At 36.7% G+C, this 21,202-nt stretch carries 18 protein-coding genes; 13 read left to right on the top strand and 5 right to left on the bottom strand.

Annotated features, from left to right (window positions below):
- Nucleotides 1-105: 105 nt before the first annotated feature.
- Nucleotides 106-564 (bottom strand): effector binding domain-containing protein, encoded by a 459-nt coding sequence (locus OSO01_RS18570; protein ID WP_147211967.1) that lies wholly within the window; start codon nucleotides 562-564, stop codon nucleotides 106-108.
- Nucleotides 565-674: 110 nt separating this feature from the next.
- Between OSO01_RS18570 and OSO01_RS18565 the strand changes: the two genes are divergently transcribed.
- The 7 genes from OSO01_RS18565 (at nucleotide 675) to OSO01_RS18535 (ending at nucleotide 12,134) form a co-directional block, all read left to right on the top strand.
- Entirely contained in the window at nucleotides 675-1,562 is an 888-nt protein-coding gene (locus OSO01_RS18565) for a helix-turn-helix transcriptional regulator (protein ID WP_222595746.1), read from the top strand.
- A gap of 384 nt (nucleotides 1,563-1,946) precedes the next feature.
- Complete coding sequence (ppc, locus tag OSO01_RS18560) at nucleotides 1,947-4,697, top strand: phosphoenolpyruvate carboxylase (RefSeq protein WP_147211966.1); 2,751 nt, start codon at nucleotides 1,947-1,949, stop codon at nucleotides 4,695-4,697.
- Between the two features lie 399 nt (nucleotides 4,698-5,096).
- Complete coding sequence (desA, locus tag OSO01_RS18555) at nucleotides 5,097-6,149, top strand: Delta(5) desaturase DesA (RefSeq protein WP_147211964.1); 1,053 nt, start codon at nucleotides 5,097-5,099, stop codon at nucleotides 6,147-6,149.
- 101 nt (nucleotides 6,150-6,250) lie between these two features.
- Complete coding sequence (locus tag OSO01_RS18550; protein ID WP_147211962.1) at nucleotides 6,251-7,375, top strand: sensor histidine kinase; 1,125 nt, start codon at nucleotides 6,251-6,253, stop codon at nucleotides 7,373-7,375.
- A 2-nt stretch (nucleotides 7,376-7,377) separates the two neighbouring features.
- Complete coding sequence (locus tag OSO01_RS18545; protein WP_147211961.1) at nucleotides 7,378-7,977, top strand: response regulator transcription factor; 600 nt, start codon at nucleotides 7,378-7,380, stop codon at nucleotides 7,975-7,977.
- Nucleotides 7,978-8,574: 597 nt separating this feature from the next.
- Nucleotides 8,575-10,065, top strand: coding sequence for an MDR family MFS transporter (locus tag OSO01_RS18540; protein ID WP_147211959.1), 1,491 nt, complete (start codon nucleotides 8,575-8,577; stop codon nucleotides 10,063-10,065).
- A 518-nt stretch (nucleotides 10,066-10,583) separates the two neighbouring features.
- Nucleotides 10,584-12,134: a glutathione ABC transporter substrate-binding protein gene (locus OSO01_RS18535; RefSeq protein WP_147212044.1), complete on the top strand. Its 1,551-nt coding sequence runs from the start codon at nucleotides 10,584-10,586 to the stop codon at nucleotides 12,132-12,134.
- A 50-nt stretch (nucleotides 12,135-12,184) separates the two neighbouring features.
- Here the strand turns inward: OSO01_RS18535 and OSO01_RS18530 are convergent, their stop codons facing one another.
- A complete protein-coding gene (locus OSO01_RS18530; protein ID WP_147211958.1) occupies nucleotides 12,185-12,511 on the bottom strand; it encodes a four-helix bundle copper-binding protein in 327 nt (108 codons plus the stop codon).
- Between the two features lie 509 nt (nucleotides 12,512-13,020).
- Between OSO01_RS18530 and OSO01_RS18525 the strand changes: the two genes are divergently transcribed.
- From OSO01_RS18525 to OSO01_RS18515, 3 genes are read left to right on the top strand one after another with little or no spacing between them, the layout of a single operon-like run.
- On the top strand, nucleotides 13,021-13,797 hold the full coding sequence (locus tag OSO01_RS18525; protein ID WP_147211956.1) for a gluconate 2-dehydrogenase subunit 3 family protein: 777 nt from the start codon (nucleotides 13,021-13,023) through the stop codon (nucleotides 13,795-13,797).
- 20 nt (nucleotides 13,798-13,817) lie between these two features.
- Complete coding sequence (locus OSO01_RS18520) at nucleotides 13,818-15,557, top strand: GMC family oxidoreductase (RefSeq protein ID WP_147211954.1); 1,740 nt, start codon at nucleotides 13,818-13,820, stop codon at nucleotides 15,555-15,557.
- Nucleotides 15,558-15,596: 39 nt separating this feature from the next.
- Entirely contained in the window at nucleotides 15,597-15,785 is a 189-nt protein-coding gene (locus OSO01_RS18515) for a twin-arginine translocase TatA/TatE family subunit (protein ID WP_147211953.1), read from the top strand.
- A 79-nt stretch (nucleotides 15,786-15,864) separates the two neighbouring features.
- On the opposite strand, the gene OSO01_RS18510 is transcribed toward OSO01_RS18515, so the two are convergent.
- Nucleotides 15,865-16,350, bottom strand: a complete 486-nt coding sequence (locus OSO01_RS18510; RefSeq protein WP_147211951.1) for a DUF4188 domain-containing protein — start codon at nucleotides 16,348-16,350, stop codon at nucleotides 15,865-15,867.
- Between the two features lie 22 nt (nucleotides 16,351-16,372).
- The gene (locus tag OSO01_RS18505) at nucleotides 16,373-16,912 is read right to left on the bottom strand and encodes a PadR family transcriptional regulator (RefSeq protein ID WP_147211949.1); all 540 of its coding nucleotides are present in this window, start codon (nucleotides 16,910-16,912) and stop codon (nucleotides 16,373-16,375) included.
- A gap of 388 nt (nucleotides 16,913-17,300) precedes the next feature.
- Here OSO01_RS18505 and OSO01_RS18500 point away from each other — a divergent pair, with 388 nt between their 5' ends.
- Together OSO01_RS18500 and OSO01_RS18495 are read left to right on the top strand one after the other, a co-directional pair.
- The gene (locus tag OSO01_RS18500) at nucleotides 17,301-18,101 is read left to right on the top strand and encodes an ABC transporter transmembrane domain-containing protein (RefSeq protein ID WP_147211947.1); all 801 of its coding nucleotides are present in this window, start codon (nucleotides 17,301-17,303) and stop codon (nucleotides 18,099-18,101) included.
- Complete coding sequence (locus OSO01_RS18495; protein WP_186813706.1) at nucleotides 18,091-19,026, top strand: ABC transporter ATP-binding protein; 936 nt, start codon at nucleotides 18,091-18,093, stop codon at nucleotides 19,024-19,026. Before OSO01_RS18500 ends, OSO01_RS18495 begins: the two co-directional genes overlap by 11 nt.
- Nucleotides 19,027-19,535: 509 nt before the next feature.
- Here OSO01_RS18495 and OSO01_RS18490 read toward each other — a convergent pair.
- The gene (locus OSO01_RS18490; protein ID WP_147212043.1) at nucleotides 19,536-20,534 is read right to left on the bottom strand and encodes an NADP-dependent oxidoreductase; all 999 of its coding nucleotides are present in this window, start codon (nucleotides 20,532-20,534) and stop codon (nucleotides 19,536-19,538) included.
- A 222-nt stretch (nucleotides 20,535-20,756) separates the two neighbouring features.
- On the opposite strand from OSO01_RS18490, the gene OSO01_RS18485 reads away from it, so the two are divergent.
- Nucleotides 20,757-21,101 (top strand): ArsR/SmtB family transcription factor, encoded by a 345-nt coding sequence (locus tag OSO01_RS18485; RefSeq protein WP_147211944.1) that lies wholly within the window; start codon nucleotides 20,757-20,759, stop codon nucleotides 21,099-21,101.
- The last annotated feature ends 101 nt before the right edge of the window (nucleotides 21,102-21,202 follow it).

Raw genomic sequence — 21,202 nt, 5'->3', positions numbered from 1 at the left:
AGCTGAGAAAGATAAGCTAATAAACATTGCAGGATAAATTGTTCCCCAAAAGGATTTTATAGCTCCTTTTAGGGAACAATTTATGCTTTACAGCAGTCTGTTCTCCTATTCATTTGTCACGGGAACCCACAATTCCACCTCTGCATTCGCAGGATTCCTATTCAAAAGAACCTCCAAAACTTCTTTACCGTTATATTGCACACTTTTCTCCTTGTCTATAAAAAATGTATCCTCCAATTGATCGAATAAGTTTCTGGATATCCCATCTTGTGCAGCAAGTACTACATAACTCTGTGAGGAAATCTCCAGCATTTCATACCCCTCGATATAATCATCTGATAGAATCCCGGCAAAATATCTGATTCCATTTTCAATTGGAATAATAACGGCATAGCCTTTTTTATCCTTTGATACCGGCATTAATTCTTTCATCATACCTAGCTTAAATAATTCTTGATAAAATGCTGTTTTTTCCTGCGAGTATTTTTCATCATGTATTCCTTTTCCTGCTATTTCAATACTTCTGCCAATAAACTGACCTGCATCCTTCTGTTTAATCTGCATGTTTACTACCTCCTTATTTTTTATGCTATAATGCTACCAAAGATAATATGGCAACTGTATGTCATATTAAAAATAAAAAGGACGTGTTTATCATTAAAATAGATAGACATATGGGGATCGTCTCTTATTTAATCGACCATCAACAAACAACAGCAAAAGAACTATCGGAAAAGTTTCATGTAGACAGAAGAACAATTATGCGCGATATTGATGATCTGTCACTAGCTGGAATCCCTTTATACTGCAAGAAAGGGAGAAACGGAGGGATCTATTTAATGGACTCGGTTGAAATGAATAAACCTCCTTTGTCAAAGACAGAACTAATGACCATTGAAACCAGCTTAAAGAGCAGGATGCAGGTACTCCATGATGACGCCGCCTTTAATGCCATCTTAAAATTAAATAAAATGGAAGGAATCGCTGATTTTGAAATAGATTTGTCTCTTTCCACAGGTAATATTGAATTAAGAAAAATTGTTTTGGAAATACTTTTTGCGATTCGGAACAGCAGACTTATTTATTTTGACTATATTAACTCACAGGGAGAAGAATCAAATAAAATAGCAGAGCCCTATCGTGTCGTCTTTAAGGACAGAAGCTGGTATATGGACGCTTATTGTTATTCCAGAGAACGATTCAATGTTTATAAGCTTGCAAGAATATCCAATCTAAATACAAGAGGGACATTTTCCAAGAGGGATTATCAACCAATCTCTTATAATGGCGGGGAGTGGATGGAAAAAGATAATGTTCCCGTTACATTACTTGTCAATAAAGTGGTTATTGATAAATTTCTGGAGCTGTTAGGAAGAGAAAACGTGAAAAAAGTAGATGATACGTGGTATTCTGTCATTTATCCGTTAAAGGATAATGTATTTGGATACAATAAACTTCTTGGCTATGGAAAATTTTTGAAAGTGATATCTCCCGATTCCTTTCTCAGCCATTTCACAGCATATATAGATGAATTGAAAGTTTTCTATCAATATAGTAACTAAGATAAACCATAATCTAAGTTTAGTTCACAGAGCTTATTTTTAACAAGAGAAATGAAGCGTTCATCCGGTTTTATAAGATAATATTTGAGGCAGATTTTATACTTTATAGAGAAAGCTGGACAGCTGAAGAAAGCTATTATATATTGATTTAAATCTTTAAGGTTTATTTTGATTAAGTTTCAGATTCTTAAAACAGGGAAAATATTTATTAGCTGAAATTCAAAATATCTGTATCACCAATTATATAAATGGAAAGATTGGAGAGTTATTTAACAGGTAGTGATTTCGGGATGGAAAATAATCCCTTATGTATTTAGAATTTATTATTTTTTTCAAAAGATGTTATGATATTTTTACGCTAATTGAATAGTAGGAGGAAAAAGCATGACAGAAACAATCGATAAAAATGCATCATTGCGAAATGATGTCAATATGCTTGGGAATATATTAGGGGAAGTACTGAAGCTGCATGGAGGTACAGAGCTATTTGATAAGGTTGAATCGATTCGTGAAATGACGAAAAGTATCCGAAATGAATTCGACGAAGATACATATCATACCTTAAAAAGAGAAATCAGCAATCTAAAACCGCCGCTGCGTCAGCAAGTAATCCGTGCTTTTTCTATCTATTTTCATTTGATTAATATTGCGGAGCAGAATCATAGAATCAGGCGCAAACGCCAGTATCTGCTGGATGAGGAGACCAGTCAATCTTTTTCTATTGAAAAAGCGGTCTCGAAAGTAAAAGAAAGCAGCCTTACAAATGACGGAATTCAAGAAGTGCTGAATGACTTATCCATTGAATTGATTATGACAGCCCATCCGACAGAGGCCACAAAACGAACTGTGTTGGAAATACAAAAACGTATATCGGCACATCTGCGGACATTGGATAATCCACAGACCTCACAAAGAGAGAAGGCAGACGTGGAAGAAAGTTTGTTTAATGAAATTACTGCTTTATGGCATACAAATGAACTGCGGCAAAAGAAGCCGGGAGTACTGGATGAAGTGAAAAATGGTCTTTATTATTTTGATCAAACATTATTCGAAACATTACCTGATGTCTTTCAAGAAATGGAAATACAGCTGCAGAAGCAAATTCCAGAAGGAAACTGGGAAGTACCAAATTTTATTCATTTTGGTTCCTGGATTGGGGGAGACCGGGATGGGAACCCAAATGTCACACCTGAAATTACTTGGGAGACATTGAAAATGCAGCGGAAATTGATATTGAAGAAATATGAAGCTTCCATCGTTGAGCTGATGAGACGGTTCAGTCAATCCAGTGAGCGTATATCTATCAACCAGCAGTTTATTGACAGAATGGAAAAAGAAGAGAATAGCTATTTAACTGAGAGGGATAGATGGCCAATCGAGTCGGAAGTATATCGCCGTAAATTTGCCATTATTCTAAAGAGATTGCGTGAAACAGGGAAAACGTCACAAGGTTATCTTTATCCAGAAGAGCTGGTTCGTGACCTCAAAGAAATTAAGGAAAGTGCCGAAGCACATTTACCGAAGACGAAAAAACTGAAAGCAATTCGAAAGGTCATCCGACAAGTAGAGCTGTTTGGCTTTCATTTAGCGACATTGGATGTACGAAATCATAGTGGAGAGCATGAAACAGCTGTGCATGAGATTCTAACAGCCGTCCACGTTACAGATGATTACGCTGCGCTTACAGAAGAGGATAAACAAAAAGTATTATGTGAGGTTTTGAATGAACCGAGACCGTTGTTGCTTTTCGATGGGGGTTATTCTAAAGAAACGCAGGATATTTTGAAAGTCTTCAGAACAATTAAAAAAGCGCATGAGGAATTTGGAAAACGAGCTGTTGAAGTTTATTTAATCAGTATGTCTGAATCACCGAGTGATCTCTTAGAAGTCTTATTACTTGCTAAAGAAACAGGTATTTATCGTCTTTATCCAGATGGGACAGTGGAAAGTGATCTTGATGTCGCTCCATTGCTGGAAACAATTGATGATTTAATTGCAGGTCCGGATATTATGAAGACATTATTTGAAACAGAAGTATACCGTAAACAATTAGAAGCACGCGGTGAACATCAGGAAATCATGCTGGGCTATTCGGATGGAAGTAAAGACGGTGGTACATTAAGTGCAAACTGGAATCTGTTTAAAGCTCAGGAGGAAATCCATAATATAGCAAGACAATACCATATCCGTTTGAAATTCTTCCATGGCCGCGGAGGTTCTCTTGGTCGTGGTGGCGGTTCGTTGAGTACCAGTATTCTCTCTCAGCCGGCAGAGACGCTGGAGGATGGTGTGAAAATCACAGAGCAGGGAGAAGTACTTTCTTCCAGATATCTGCTTGAAGATATTGCTTACCGTAATTTAGAGCAGGCAGCCTCTGCTTTATTTACAAGGTCTGCCAAAGTTTCCAATACACCTGCTCAAGAAGAGTTGCGCCAAAAAGAATGGGAAACTATAATGGAATCCATTTCAAAAAAATCATTGAAAAAATATCAATCACTAGTGTTTGGTGACCCGGATTTTCTGACATTTTTTAATCAGGCAACCCCTTTGACAGAATTAGGTGCTTTAAATATTGGTTCACGGCCGATGAGCAGAAAGAACAGTCAGCGTTTTGAAGACTTAAGGGCTATTCCATGGGTGTTTGCGTGGACGCAATCCAGATATATGCTGCCTGCCTGGTATGCTGCAGGAACAGGACTGCAAACTTTCATCGAAGAAGACAGTAGTCATTTGAAAATATTGCAAATGATGTATAAGGAATGGCCTTTCTTCAAAGTGACCATTAACAACTTACAAATGGCATTGATGAAAGCTGATATGAAAACAGCTAAGGAATATCTGGCTTTAGTTGAGGACCAGGATACAGCGAAACGGATATATGAAGACATCGCTGATGAATACGATCGGACAAAAAGGGCACTTCTACAAATTTCCGGGAATGAAGAGCTGCTCAGCCATACGCCGAATATACAAGGGTCTGTTCACCTTCGAAACCCGTACGTTGACCCGCTCAATTTCCTGCAGGTGGATTTAATTCATAAATTAAGAGAAACAGACAATCCTCCTGAAGATTTAGTGACTGAGGTGTTACTGACGATTAATGGTGTAGCAGCAGGGTTGGTGAATACGGGTTGATCAAAGGTTAAAGAAAATACTGAACGAAAAAACAATTGGTCATTTACGATTTGAAGTGACCAATTGTTTTTTTGATGAAAAATTGCATAAGGAAGGTCAAAATGCCGCAGGGTATTGGTTGAGAAATTCAGGAAAGGGAATGGATAAATAAGTGTGATTCTAGCTGTTGAAATAATTTTATTGCGGTGTAATCAGTTGTTCTATCGAAACCATTTGTGCATCAAAAAAATCTCCATTGAATGAAGTTTCAATATATATATATATTGATTCCATAATAGGAAAAATCCCCCTGATAACATGACATGTGTCATATTGAATTACTGACAACTGTGTCTAATATTTCATTGCGTTATTCTTTATACTTAAAGCCACAGTATGTTTTAAAGGGCGGGGATATAAATGAGCAAAAAAAAGCAAGTACAACTTAGAAAAGACGTTATGCCATTTGCAAAATCTAAAATGAAGACAAGTATTGTTCAACTTTTAAATACGATTCCTCCATTTTTTATCTTATGGTTCTTAGCTTATCAGAGTTTAGCTGTTTCCATTTGGTTGAGTTTAGTATGCAGCATTGCCGCTGCAGGCTTTATGGTCCGGACGTTTATTATCTTTCATGACTGCGCGCATCAATCTTTTTTCAAAAATCCGAAATATAATAGACTGCTAGGAACCATTACAGGTGTGATTACCCATTTTCCTTTTGAAAAATGGAAAAGAGAACATGCGATTCATCATGCGACAAGTGGAAATTTAGATCAGCGAGGTACTGGTGATATCTGGATAATGACCGTTGAGGAATATGAGCAGGCAACAAAATGGGAAAGACTGCAATATCGCTTATATCGTAATCCAATCATCCTGTTTGGTTTAGGACCATTTTCTTTGTTTCTCTATAGCAATCGCATCAATCGTAAAGATGCGAGAAAAAAAGAACGTAGGAATACCTATATTATTAATATCGTATTGATTGCAATCTATTGTCTTATCGGCTTCCTGCTTGGCTGGCAAGCGCTTGTATTCGTTCAACTGCCGATTGCTTATATCGCTGGAGTATTGGGAATTTGGTTATTTTATGTCCAGCACCAGTTCGAGGATTCTTATTTTGAGAATGAGTCGGAATGGGATTATGTGAAGGCAGCGGTAGATGGAAGCTCTTATTATAAGCTGCCAAAATGGTTAGAGTGGATGACAGGAAGTATTGGTTATCATCATGTGCATCACTTAGCACCAAAAGTTCCTAATTACAATTTGGAACAGGCACACCGTGAAACTCCGCCATTACACAAAGCAACCACTATTACGTTAAAAACGAGCTTGGAATCAATCAAGTTTCGTCTCTATGATGAAGAACAGAAAACATTTATCAGCTTTCGGGCAATGAAACATCGTTTAAAGCAAATAAAAGATCAAGAGATAACGGCAGTAAAGTCAACTCCTACGATTCGTTCCTAAATAATTACAACCCTCTAATCGTTTTAGGGGGATTCTTTATCTGGGAAGAGAAATATTTGGTACAATAAATAATATCCAGCAGGAACATAGGAGGCTAAATTGTGCGGCAATGGTATCATATCTTTCCGAGGAATACAGGATTAAGCATATATATTTGGGTTATTTTTTGTGTGTTGCCGTTTTACTTTATTTTTCGCTCTACTTCCATTTGGGAAATCGGGGTCGGTGTACTGCTGACGTTACTTTTCTTTGCAGTTTACTGGTTTACCTTCAATTCCCATCAACAGCTTATGTACACAGGATTAACAATGGAATTTATTATTAATATTGTGATGACGATTCTATATGGATATGTTTATTTTGCTTTATTTACTGCGTTTTTTGTAGGTAATGTTCGCGGTAAAGCAGGATTTATTACGATGTATGTGATTCATATGGTGGTAATTGTAGGGTCTATCACGGCAGGCTTCTTCTTTAACTATTCTCTGTTTTTGAATCAACTGCCGTTCTTGATTATAACCTTGTTAGGGGTTATTCTGATACCTATCAATCGTTATAATCGCTTGAAACAGGAAGAGTTAGAGGAGAAATTAGAAGATGCCAACCGCAAAATTGCTGAATTTGCTATTGTTGAAGAACGACAAAGGATAGCACGTGATTTACATGATACATTGGGCCAGAAACTGTCAATGATTGGACTGAAAAGTGAACTCGTTGCGAAGTTATTGGATAAAGATCATGTGAGGGCGAAGAAGGAGCTGCAGGATGTGCAGAATACTGCCAGACATGCTTTAAAAGAAGTACGGGAAATGGTGTCAGATATGAAAAATATTCGCTTGACGGAAGAAATTGCACATGTTGAACAATTAATGGAAGTTGCACAGATTAAGCATAAAATTGTGATGAAGGTTGAACAATCTTCTTTACCAATGTTAATGGAAAGTGTATTAAGTATGTGCCTGAAAGAAGCAGTAACAAATGTTGTAAAGCATAGTCAGGCAAATCATTGTTCCATTGAGTTTTCTGAAACAAAGGAAGAAGTCAGGCTGCAGGTAGAAGATGATGGAGTAGGAAAGAATAGTATTCCTGAATTTGGAAATGGGCTTCAGGGTATGAGAGAACGCCTGTCCTTTATCAACGGGACCTTAGCTATCTCTGCACACGTTAAAGGCTTTAAAATAGATATGACGGTGCCAAAGGTTCTAAGACAGATGGAGGAGGTTTAAATTTGATTCGGATTGTAATTGCAGAGGATCAGCAGTTATTGTTAGGAGCACTAGGTGCGCTTTTGGATTTAGAGGAAGATATGGTAGTGGCAGGTAAAGCAGGTAACGGGGAAGAGCTATTGGCATTAGTCAAACAAGAGCAGCCGGATATTTGCTTGATGGATATTGAAATGCCGGTCATGACAGGGCTGGATGCTGCAGAGCATTTAAGGAATGATTCATGTAAAATTATTATTTTGACTACCTTTGCCAGACCGGGCTATTTCGAAAGAGCTAGAAAGGCGGAAGTCGATGGTTATCTGTTAAAGGATAGTCCAAGTGAGGATTTGGTTCACTCTATTCGTCAGATTATGAAAGGGAAACGAATGTATTCTCCAGAATTAATTGACCTTGCTTTTGCGGAAGAAAATCCCTTAACCAAACGAGAAATAGAAGTATTACAATTAATAACAGAGGGGAAAACAACCAAGGCGATTGCCAAGGAATTATTTTTATCCAATGGTACCGTTCGAAATTATATTTCGATTATCTTGGATAAGTTAGAGGTTGATAATCGGATAGAGGCTGTAACAAAAGTAAATGATAAAGGCTGGCTAAAATAGCAGCCTTTATCGGCGTACTTCAAATATTCGTGATAACAGTTATTTCACCAATTAAAGAAGGCTTGGAAATATGTTCTAAACTTGTGTAAAGTTGATATTTGTTGCAAATCAAATAGAGAACAGCTTCTGTCCGCAGAATATTTTAAGAATATTAAATAACAGTCTTAATGGATAACTTTATTTTTAGCCCACTTAGAAAGTGAGTATGATTTAGGCAGATGTTATGTTAACGCTATGATGAGTTTCAAGAAGTATAGAAGCTTCTTATTTTGATTAAGATAGATGTATGAATGCAGCTGGCCTGGTATAAATATTTGATAGAGGCTGAAGCTGATTTGCTTCTTGCAGACGCTGGGAACACGTGTTAGTATTAGTTTACTTAAAGGAACGGAGGGTTTTGAAATGCTGTTAATTCCGAATAACCTCGTTAACTGAATAACAGATTGCTTGTGTAGCAAAATCGGGATTTGTCTGCCTTTTTGAAACCAATAATTGAGCTGGGAGAGAGAATCAACTCTCTTTTTTTATTGGACAAAAATGTAAAAGCTTGATGATTGCTGCCATCTTACAGATCTTAAATTGAAAGGGGTTTCGTTAATGACGGAACAGAATTCAACTAAATATGAATACCTGGCAGAAGACCCGAATTTTAAGGTTATGCCGATTATGCTATCACTAATCATTGGTGCTTTTTTTGCTATTCTAAATGAAACATTGTTAAATATTGCTTTAACAACGTTAATGGGAGAATTTAATGTCACCCTTCCAACTGTTCAGTGGATGGCAACAGGATTTATGTTAGTCATGGGAGTGGTTATCCCAGCTTCTGCTGTTCTTCTGCAATGGTTTACAACCAGACAGCTGTTTTTAGGAACAATGATTATATTTACAATTGGAACAATTATCTGTGCTGCAGCGCCGACTTTCTCTATTTTACTAGTTGGAAGGTTTATCCAGGCAGCTGGAACTGGTTTATTAATGCCAGTCATTTTTAATGTGTTTTTACTAATCTTTCCACCGCATAAACGTGGAAAGATTATGGGGATTGTTGGGCTTGTTATAATGTTTGCGCCGGCGATAGGACCAACACTTTCAGGTATTATTGTAGAGTATTTAGGATGGCGCTTTTTATTTATCTGTGTAATTCCGTTCGCTCTTTTTTCTATAGCATTTGCATACAAATATTTAATAAATGTGTCGGAAATTACAAAGCCGAAAGTTGATGTCTTATCACTTGTATATTCAACTATTGGTTTTGGTTCACTTGTTTACGGATTTAGTTCAGTAGGAGAAGAGGAAGCAGGATTCCTAAGTCCTGATGTGTACAGTTTTATTATAATTGGGGCTGCTGCCATTATTTTATTCTCTGTAAGGCAATTTAAGCTGGATGATCCTGTCTTAGATTTGAGAGTTTTTAAGTACCCAATGTATACGCACGGGGTGCTTATGTTTCTTATTATTATGATGACAATGTTTTCATCTGAAATCATTTTGCCTGTTTTTATGCAGGGACCGTTGGCATTATCTGCTGCAACAGCTGGTCTGCTTCTTTTGCCGGGAAGCATATTAAATGGAGTGATGTCACCAGTGATGGGGCATCTTTTTGACAAATTTGGGCCAAGAGTGCTGATGATTCCAGCTTCACTTGTGTTAAGTGGAACCATGTTTATGATGAGTCGGCTTGATGCAGATACACAACCGTGGATGATCATTGTTGGTTATATATTATTAATGCTTGCTGCTTCAGCGATTATTATGCCGGCGGAAACCAATGGGTTAAATCAGCTTCCGAAACGTTTATATCCTCATGGAACATCGGTCATGACGACATTGCAGCCCGTGGCTGGTGCTATGGGGGTTTCTGTATTCATCAGTATTTTGAATGCAAGGCAGCAGCATTATTTAAATCAATCAGCCACACCTGAGAATCCCGGAACAATAAATGAAGCAATGATTGCAGGAGTCGAGCTTGTGTACTTTATTGCTTTTGCGATCTCTGTCATTGCGGTTATCTTAGGGTTCTTGGTCTATCGTGCAATGCCAAAAGACCAGGAAGAGGAAGCACAAATGGAAACCGAAGACATTTAATATCTGACAATAACAGACCCATCCTTGGTATCTTACCAAAAGACACCAAGGATGGTTTTTATTAAATTCCAGATATGAGATAAGGGATAGCTGTTTTAATGAATTTTTCTGGGGCTGTTTTTTCATCTGTTATACATTATTCAAATATCATATCTTTTAAATGTCTGCCTGCTCTTATTCCTATTAGATATTCTTTTCATTTATATAGATTGAAAAACGGAGTAAAAAGTATAAAAAAGCTTTTTTTAATAATGTCGAGTAATTTGGGCAGAAGAGCAATATTTAAAGTGAAAATAAATTTATTCTCAAATAATTTTAATCAGAAGCATTGGTAAAGCATTTGCGTCAATATTTTTAATAAGATGCTTGTTTCTTCTCTCTCTATTCAAAATAGGATATACTTATCCTCAATTAGAAGGATTGTATTCTTAGCAAAATGAATGTAATTTTACTTTTATGATAAAAAAATAGGAGGAGTAAATTTGAAGAAAATAATTGGATTGGCTTTGTTGTTTTCTATGTTGTTCATTATGGCAGCATGTGCAGACGATAGTGGACCGCAAGACGAAACGGGAGCCCCTGCCAAAGAGGCTGCTGAAGAAATGAAGTTGAAAGCGGGGCTGGCATCAGAGCCTGTATCGCTTGACCCGCATGCTGCAAATGATGGAAATTCTTTATATGTAATGAATACCTTGTATGATACGCTGGTAGAACAGAATACTGATTTGGAAATACAGCCTGCACTGGCTGAAAGTCTGGAGCAAATCGAGGATACGATGTGGGAGGCGAAGCTGCGTGAAGATGTCACTTTCCATGATGGATCAGCCTTTAATGCAGAAGTAGTTAAAGCAAATTTAGATCGTGTACGTGATCCAGACATAGGCTCTCCACTTGGTTTTCTATTTGACATGATTAAAAATGTCGAAGTGATTGATGATTACACAGTTCATATTGAAACAGAATATCCGTTTTCCGCATTACCTGCCCATTTAGCACATCCTGGCGGTCATATGATCAGCTTGGAAGCGATTGAAGCAGATAATGAAGCAATTGCAAATGGTGAAGAGCCTTTTTCTACTATTAATGAAAATCCGGTGGGAACAGGTTACTTTAAATTTGAGGAGCGTGCAGTCAGTGGAGAAATTACTGTAGTAAAGAATGAAGATTATTGGGGAGAGCAGGCTGGAGTGGAAGCTATTGCTTTTCATTTTGTTCCGGAGGACTTAACTCGAATTGCTGAACTCCAGACAGGAGATTCAGACTTTATCTACCCCGTGAATGCCAATAATGTTGAAGAAGTGGATGACAATGGAGGTACCCATGTAATGCAGTCTGACAGTGCCAGTATGACATATCTCGGTTTTAACGTAGAGCGTGAGCCGTTTAATGATGAAAGAGTTCGTCAGGCTATTGCAATGACCATTAATAAAGATGAAATTATTAATGGTGTTCTAAATGGGATTGCTTTACCTGCCAAAGGGCCTCTTGCCCCGACTGTATTTGGCTATGATGAAAATATAGAACCCATAGACAGAGATGTGGAAGAAGCGAAAACATTGCTGGAGGATGCGGGTTTTGCAGATGGCTTGGAAATAACCTTAATGGCTTATGATACAAATACAGGCGATATTGCACAGGTTATTCAATCCCAGCTGAAAGAAATTGGAATTGATGTAAATATTCAAATGACAGAAACGGCCACTTATTTGGAAGATACAGCAAATGGCAGTGTCGACATGTTTTTAGGGAGTTGGGGAACGGTAACATTGGACGCTGATTATGGATTATATCCAATGTTTCATTCCGACAATGCAGGTGCACCAGGAAATCGTTCCTTCTATGCAAATGAAGAGGTGGATGAGCTGCTGGAGCAGGCAAGACAAGAAGGGGATGAAGCAGCACGCTTATCCCTGTATGCCGACGCACAGCAAATTATTGTAGATGAGGCGCCAATTGTACCTATTTATCATTCTGTACTTTTATCCGGTTTGCGTGATGAAGTGAATGGATTCTATCAGTTTCCAAGCAGCTTCCCATTCTTTAGAGATGTTACTATTGAACCGGAATAATGTAGAAAGAAGCAGTTCTTTGGACGACAGAGCTGCTTCTTTTTTTGCATTTAAGCAATCTTTTTACATGCTTCTGCACATTGAAAACATGCATCAGCACACTTCTGACAATGCTCATGATCATGCTGTCTGCATTCATTTCCACATGCTTCACAAATGGCAGCACAAACAGAAGCTAGCTCAGCAGTAAAAGGAGTATCTCTGCATAAAGCTTGTGCAAGATAGGAGCAAATTTCAGCACATTCCCGGTCTAATCGGATACATCCAGCCATCATTTGTATATCTTCTTCTTTAAGGCATGCATCATAGCAGTGGTTACAGGCAACGATGCAACTTTGCAGTGCCTCAATCAACTGCTGATGTTGTTTATGCAACATAAAAAAACCTCCGTAATGTATTTTTTAGCTTACATGTTATAACGTTCCCCTGTAATTAAATATTAATCCTTTTTTTGACTGCTTTTTCAAATTCTATCATTTATCTAAAATACAATATAGATTCAAAGTATCTGATATTTTTACTGGGTGAAAATAGAATGAAAAGATGTTTATTTAAACATCAGTTATATATAAGACAAATTATTCATATATATATTTATACCATGACGTAAGGGAATAAATCTAAATGGTCAATCAATTTTAAGGAGTTTTTTTATATTAAAATAAATAGTTTTAACTTTTATTTTTGGAAAATTAAAAATGTTTATGTTTTCCTATTTTCTTAAATATAACCAAAAATAATCTCAAGAAGCATTACAGATATATATTTTCTACTGATTACAGAAACACATCATATAGATAAAATAGTTCTTTCTGCCATTGTCTTGAAAGGAGGTACTTCAAATATATATGTTGAAGTTGTGATTTGAAAAAAAGGGGGAAATCACATGACAGAAAACAAGGATGCCAACCAAAAGAATGTAAGTGATAATCAAGAAGAAGTAGATCTATCGAAACGTCAATTTATAAAGACTGCAGGGATGACAACCGGTGGAATTGTTGGCGGGATTCTTTTAGGAAGTTTTATAAGTAAGCCTTTTAAAACAGAGAAGTACGAGCCTGCTTCTGAGGATAGTCATCATCATGGTTCAGGGGGGCATAATACTTTTACAGAAGCGATGCAGTTTTTTACGAGAATTGAAGATTTATTAACACTCTCGGCAGCGGCAGAAATCATATTCCCGGAGGACGAAAATGGCCCCGGAGCAATTGCTTTGGGCGCACCCTATTATATTGATAAGCAGTTAGCATCCCCGTGGGGGAAAAACATAGACGACTATCGGAAACGGCCATTTCTTGAAGGGGAATCTCCTTTAAATCGTGGAGATACCATGCTGACTGGTTTACGTAAATTGAATGAAGTCAGCCAGTCCAAATATAATGATATTTTCAATAATTTAGAGGAAGATGCACAAATTGAAATTTTAAAAGGCTTTGAGGCAGGAGAAATAGAAATGAATCTGGTTTCTTCCGCTGGATTTTTTGCACTATTAAGACAACTGACACTGGAAGGTTGTTACGCTGATCCGTTATATGGCGGCAATAAGGATATGGAAGGCTGGAGAATGAAGGAATTTCCTGGAGCGTATATGTCTTATACAGATGTTGTAGAAGTAGAGGAATTTGTTAAAAAAGAACCGATGAGCTTAAGCAACCATATGTAATGTAAGAAAAGGGGGATAATATGGCGAAAAAATTAGATAAAGTGGATGTTGTTACTGTCGGTGTCGGCTGGATGGGTGGAATTGTTGCGGCAGAGCTTACCAAGGCCGGTTATAAGGTGGTGGGCCTTGATAAAGGAAAAGAGAAGGATATAAAGGATTATCTCCACACACATGATGAAGTACGTTATCCGGTGAGGGGAGAAGGCTACGAAAAATTAACCAATGAAACCTATACAGTCAGAAATACACTTGAAGAAGATGCCCGGCCGATTAGAGATAAATCGACAGCTGTTATCGGAGAAGGTATCGGCGGGGGAGGAAGTCATTGGGGAGCGCAAACACATCGTTATTACCCTTATGATTTTGAGATTCGTTCCAAAACAATTGAAAAGTATGGGGAAGAAAAAATCCCTAAAAATATGACTTTACAGGATTGGGGAATTACGTATGACGAATTAGAACCGTATTATGATAAGTTTGAAAAAATGGCAGGTATTTCTGGTGAGCCAGACCCAAATTACCCGGAACGTTCGGACGATTATCCAACACCGCCTTTAAAAAAGAATCGTCAAATGCTTCTATTTGAAGAGGCTGTGAAAAAAATGGGGTATAATCCATTTGTTATTCCTAGCGGTACACTTTCAGAGCAATATACAAATCCGGATGGTGAAACATTAAATGCCTGTCAGTATTGTGGATTTTGCGGAAGTAACTATTGTGAATATGGAGCGAAAGCTGATCCAGTTATGACAGTAATCCCGACAGCAAAAAAAACCGGCAATTTTGAATTGAGAACACATGCAAGGGTAATTCGAATATTACATGAAAATGGAAAAGCAGTTGGTGTATTATATGAAGATACCAGAACGGGACAAGAATTCGAGCAGCCAGCAGATTTAGTTGTATTGACAAGCTATGTATTTAATAACGTCCGGCTGCTGTTATTATCTGAAATTGGTAAACCATATAACCCGGAAAACGGGACAGGTGTAATCGGAAAAAACTTTACAGATCATCATGGCGTGACGTCTTCGCATGGTCTGTTTGATAATGAAAAATTTAATAATTATGTATCCACTGGAGCATATGGAATGGCGATAACAGACTATACAGGGGATTTAGTAGATCATCATGATTTAGATTTTCTGCATGGCGGTCAAATTGAAGCACGTATTACAGGGAATGCACCAGTAGCGAATAATATAGTGCCGGAGGGTACACCGCAATGGGGGAAAGAATTTAAAGAGAAATCTTTATTTTATGCGAATCGATTTCTTATGATATTCAGTCAAAAGGCTACTCTTCCTTATCAAGAGTATTATCTTGATCTGGACCCGACCTATACAGATGCCAACGGGGATCCGTTAATACGGATTACATGGGATTATTCAGATAATGACAAGGCAATACATGAATTTATTCAAGAAAAACATGTTGAGATTTTAGAAGAGATGGGAGCAACACATATTCTGGCTTATCCAATGCCGGAGCATTTCAGCGGAGGACTTGCCTTTCAGCATAACGGTGGCGGTGTAATCATGGGAAAAGATCCAGAAACATCCGCTGTAAATAGTTATTTGCAAATGTGGGATATGGATAACCTGTTTGTATGTGGTGCAAGTGCTTTCCCGCATTTCAGCTGTACCAATCCGACAACAACAGCTGCCGCCTTAACCTATCGTGCAGCAGAAGGAATGATGGAATTCCTAAAAAATGGCGGTCAGCTGGTGGAAGCAAAGAGTCAAAAGAGACTGGTTTAATGTACGAAAAATTTATTTGAGAGCTGGAGGTGACTTCTGATGGGATTGGCAAATATAGGAATCCCCGGATTAATTCTTATTGTTGTTCTGGCATTAATTATTTTTGGACCAAAAAAGTTACCCGAGATTGGAAAGGCTGCCGGAGAAACATTGCGGGAGTTTAAAAGCACAGCGAATGATATTATGGAAGATAAAACAGAGAACACAGAACAAAAAGATAAAAGTTAACCATAAAAATAAGCGCCAAAAGCATTCAAGTTTTGGCGCTTATTTTGTAGGGGGAAAATTAATAAAATGAAAATCAATTTTAATTTGTCTTCACACCCTGGAGCCGTTTGCGGGCAGAATTGTGCGGAGCGGTGATAGGGATGTGTTTTTTTGCATTTCCCATCCCAAATAATGGCATATTCCGATAGACAGATTCATAGCTTCCTGCCTTTATTTGATAGGTTTCATGGTAGAATCCGACAGCATCATTTTCTCCAACCTTTTTGTTGAAATTCTGCCATGCAGTCAAATGTTTTTTTCCTTTTGCATAAGCGAGTAAATCTTCTGTAGAACGCCAGTATTGAACCATTATTGTGGTGCGCAAGCCAAAATAGCTTTCCATGGAAAGAAATCCTAAATCCTCCTGATTTTCATAAAGTTCTTTAATCATACCGGGCATGGCTGTGAAGACGGGACCCCATTTTCGAACTGCAAGTCTTTTATTGATTCGCATCCCGATGATAAAAACAACGACATCCTGATCGTTTTCTGTCGTGTATCTGCCAGTATAAATTTTTTTACCCATGGATGATTCCTCCTCTAAAATTTTAAATTTCCTTTAACGTTGTGTCACACCATTCCATTGCGGCCGCAGTTGTCCGCTTTCCGTAATCCAATGTAAACAGCCAATATTTTGCATCGCTTTGATTATTGTTATGGCTGGCTATTCCCGCTTCAATACCTTCGTACGTCTGATAAATCTTTTCTAATTTTTGTTTATAATCCTCCAATAGACGAATAGTTTGTTCTTCTGTCTGATGATTTCCAAAAAACAGCTTCAGCAATACTTCATTTCGTTCCACCGGCAACTGCTTTAACGGCTTTTCCAGCCAATCCTTTAATATTTCTTTCCCTTTTGCTGTCAGAAAGTATTCCTTACGATCAGGTTTTCCTTCCTGGGAGGTTGCCTGTATAGTTGCCAAGCCTTCTTCTTCCAGCCGTTTTAATGTTGGATAAATCTGTCCATAGCTGATTTTCCAAAAGTGGTTCAGACTATTATCAATAAATTGTTTTATTTCATAGCCTGAACGGCAGTCAGTTGTTAAAATGCCGAGGATAGCGTATGTTGTATCGTTGTATTTTTTCATTTATCTCACCTTATATCTTTTTGATATGTATCATCAAGATATATAATGCAGGAATTTATTTAGAAAGTAAAGAACAGTTTTAATCTGATTTTTTATAAAAATTCAAAAGGTAGATGAGCAATGCCGTTATGTTTTTTATAAATAACCCAATTGTATTAATTTTTTTGAAAATTCATATAAATAATAACGTTATAATGTTAAAGTATTAATGTAGAAATGTTTGTAAAGAAAGGGAATATTTAATTGTGTAAGCCAATCAAAAAATTATATTATTATCTTTTGTTATTAAAGGTATTTCCATAAATGTAACTGTCAAATTCTAATATAGTTCGCTGATTAGCAGCTGCAGTATATTTTATCACTTTAATAGAAAAGGGGACGCAGAACGATGAAGGGGATTTACTCAGAATTATTTGCATATGTAAAAAAGAAAAAATTTACATATGCATTGCTTATGATTTGTTTATTTACTGGAATAATTTTAGATTTGGTTCTTCCCTGGTTTATGATGAACATTACGGATTCAGCTTTAGACGGCAATACGAAAGAATTTCGCTTTATATTAATCATTGGTATTCTCATACTATTTTTTACATTTGCACAAAATTATTTTGATGTGCTGATAAAAAATTACATTTCTTCATTTGTTAGAAATAACCTGCGTTTACGTTTGTTTGATCATTATTTAAAATTACCAATGCAATTTTTTAGTAAAACAAAATCTGGAGAAAATTCTTCAAGAATAATTAATGATGTAAACGTTGTAGGAGATTTGATGGGAAATACACTCATTAGTCTTATACAAGGGCCTCTTGTCGCAATAGCCGCCTTTATATTTTTAATCAATATCCAATGGCAGCTGGCATTAATTTGTGGCCTGATTGGTCCGCTAATTATCCTGATTGGAAAAGTTTTTGGTACATCGATGAGAAAAATTTCTGGTGAATTACAGGAGCAGGTGTCACAAAGTCAAAGCTATATCCAGGAAACAATGAATAATATGCCCTTTGTAAGAACTTATTTAATCGGAAATCTGGTAGCTGAAAAATTTGGAGGTTTAACAAAGAAAATTTTTAATTATGATTTGCAGAAAGGAAAAGTACAAGCTGCTTTACAAGGCTCGTCACAGGCAGTTGGATTTTTAACCTTTCTGATTGCGTTTGGTTTGGGTGCTTATCTTGATAGGTGAAATTACGGTAGGAGCGCTGCTTGCCTTTATTCAACTGTTAAATCACGTTGTATGGCCATTTTCCGGATTAGCACAGGTTTGGGGAACAACGCAGGAATCCTTATCAGCCTGTGAACGAATATTTCGTGTTTTAAAGGAAAAAAGGCAATTTACATCATTTCCCGAAGCATTAGCTGCATTTCAGGAGAGTAATCATATTTCTGTAGACAAAGTGAGCTTTTCTTATGATGAAGGAAACAGGAAAATATTGAATGATATTAGTCTGGAAGTGAAAGAAAATCAATTTGTTGCGATTGTCGGCCATAACGGATCGGGAAAATCAACTATTTTTAAGCTTCTGCTGGGATTCTTCCCTTATTCTGGAATGATAAAGATTAATAATAAAAACACGAATGAAATGACGTATGGAGAGCTAATGCAATATTTTTCTTTTGTCAGTCAGGATCAATATTTATTCTCCGGTACAGTTTTGGAGAATATCCGTTATGGTAATTTACAGGCTACGGAAACTGAGATAAAAACATTATTAAAAAATCTGAAGTTTGATGATCTGATAAACCATTTACCGAATGGATTAGCTATAGAAGTAGGAGAAGGGGGATCAGGTTTATCCGGTGGGCAGCGGCAAAAAATATCCATTGCCCGGGCAATATTGCGTGATGCACCTATATTTCTTTTTGATGAGGCGACTTCTGCATTAGATTATCAATCAGAGGAACAGATTCAGGAAGTATTATTAAACTTTAAAAATGAGCGGATAACATTGGTGATTGCTCATAAAGCTTCTACAATTAAACAGGTAGATTATATTATTGTTTTAGATAAAGGAGAGATACGTGCAAAAGGCTCCCATAATGAACTTATGAATAAGGATGCCTATTATCGTGATTTATATAAAGAATACGCTGCGGGAGAGACGGTATGATACCGAAAAAGATTAATATAAAAGCTAAGTAATTAATAAATATTTTTTTCATGCTAAATTCTTCTCCCTTTTTTATGTTGGTTCATGTATAATATTTATATACTGTTAACGCTTTCGTGACCATTTTATTTTGGGAAAAGAGGGACAAATTGGATTGGAAGATACGAAGAATGCTAAAAAAAGAAATCCTTTTGATTATGCTCTCATATTATTAGCAATAATTGGTTTTGCGTCTCTGTTTTTGTACCCTGATTTTATGGATGTGTATTTCTCGCCAATATTATTATCCATCGGGGCTCTCGCTTTTTTTACAAGATTAGTTGTTTTAGTGAAAAACAAAACATTTGGCTTACATTTTATTGTATTTTTTTATTAACCATTGTAACGATATATTTTCTTTATGATTTAGTTTAACTATGTTATAGAATAGAAAAGTCTCCTATCCAGGTTTTTTTCTATTCTATAACATTTTTTAATTTCCCTGTCTTCTCCACATAAAAAGAGTGGGTCTACTTGATTTTAACGATGATTTTTCCTTTTGCTCTTCCTGTCTCTGAATATTCCATTGCTTTCTGTGTGTCTTCAAAGGGGAAAATCTGATCAATCAATGGTTTGATTTTCTCAGCCTCGATAAGTTCTTTAATCTTGTTTAATTGCTCTCCGCTTGGCTTCATAAATAAAAAGTTATATTGGACCTGGTATTGTTTTTCTAGCTTTGTTAATTTCCTTGAAATCAATTTAAAAGCAAGTGTTTTCCAAAAAGGATAATTATTTTCTTTTCCAAAGCGGGCATTTGGAACATCAGAAATTGATACAATTTTTCCACCGGGTTTAAGGATTTTAAAAGAATTGATTAAAGAATCGCCACCCAAAGTATCATATACATAATCATAATCGGCTAATTTTTCCTCGAATTTTTCTTCCCGATAGTTTATTACCTTGTCTGCACCCAGTCTTTCTACTAAATCTTTTCCGGCATTACTCGCTGTTGTTGCGACATAAGCTTCCATTTGCTTTGCTAGCTGGATTGCAAAGGTTCCAATACCGCCTGATCCTGCCTGAATCAAAATTTTGTCTTTTGGCTGCAGGTTTAATATATCATGAAAGGCCTGATAGGTGGTTAAACCGACTAAAGGCACAGCTGCTGCTTCTTCAAATGTTAAGTTTTCCGGTTTTAATGCAATATCATCTTCATGAATAGCAATGTATTCAGCAAAAGTTCCGATTCTTGATTTTCTAGGGCGCCCATAGACAGAATCACCAGCTTTAAATTTTGTTACATTTTTTCCAGTTTTGATAACTGTTCCGGAAAAATCATTTCCAAGAATCAATGGCATCTTATAATTGATAAGCGGCCTTAATTTCCCGTCTCTAATTTTGAAATCAACAGGGTTAATGCTGGCAGCGTGAATTTCTGCCAGTACATCATTACTGGATACTTCCGGCATAGGTACATTCTCGATTTCAACGTTTTTTTGTCCGTATTTATGAATAAGCATTGCTTTCATCTGATTTTTCATTGTAAGAAACTCCTTTTGGTTTATTGGTTTAAATAATTAAACGATTGAACTAATAATGAATGATAGATGGATTTTTAAAAAATGTCAACTAAATAATTTAAAAGAAGCTGGAAAGATTTTTTAGATAATAGTCAGCATCGTTGACTTGTTTACGCTTTAATGGTTTAATAATTTAAACGATTATACCAATTAAACGAATTGAGGATTTATATGAAAACAAATGAAATAAAAAAATTAAAATACGAATTTGAGGAAGTAAAGGATTTTTTAATTGCTTTAGGGGATGAAAAACGGCAAATTATTATTATTGCCTTGTTGAATGATCATGCCTGTCAAGGGTTGCGTGTAGTTGATTTAACAGAAGCGACGGAGCTTTCCCGGCCCGCTGTATCACATCATCTAAAAATACTGAAGCAAATTGGAATGATTGATATCCGCCGGGAGGGAACAAAGAATTATTACTACCTGTCTAATGCAGCTGCGGAAATTAATAAATTACGAAATTTATTGGATAATGTCATGTCGGTTATGACTGAGAAGCAGAAGGAATTGTAAAGAGGGCAGACAATAAAAAGAATATTGATTTAATAGTAGGGAATAGAAGATGGTGACTTCCCGGTTGATTAGCGGGAGGTCACCATTTAATTCCATTCTAC

It is taken from the genome of Oceanobacillus sojae, assembly GCF_007991515.1.
Taxonomy (GTDB): Bacteria; Bacillota; Bacilli; order Bacillales; family Amphibacillaceae; genus Oceanobacillus; species Oceanobacillus sojae.
This window is presented reverse-complemented; position numbering and strand designations above follow the sequence as displayed.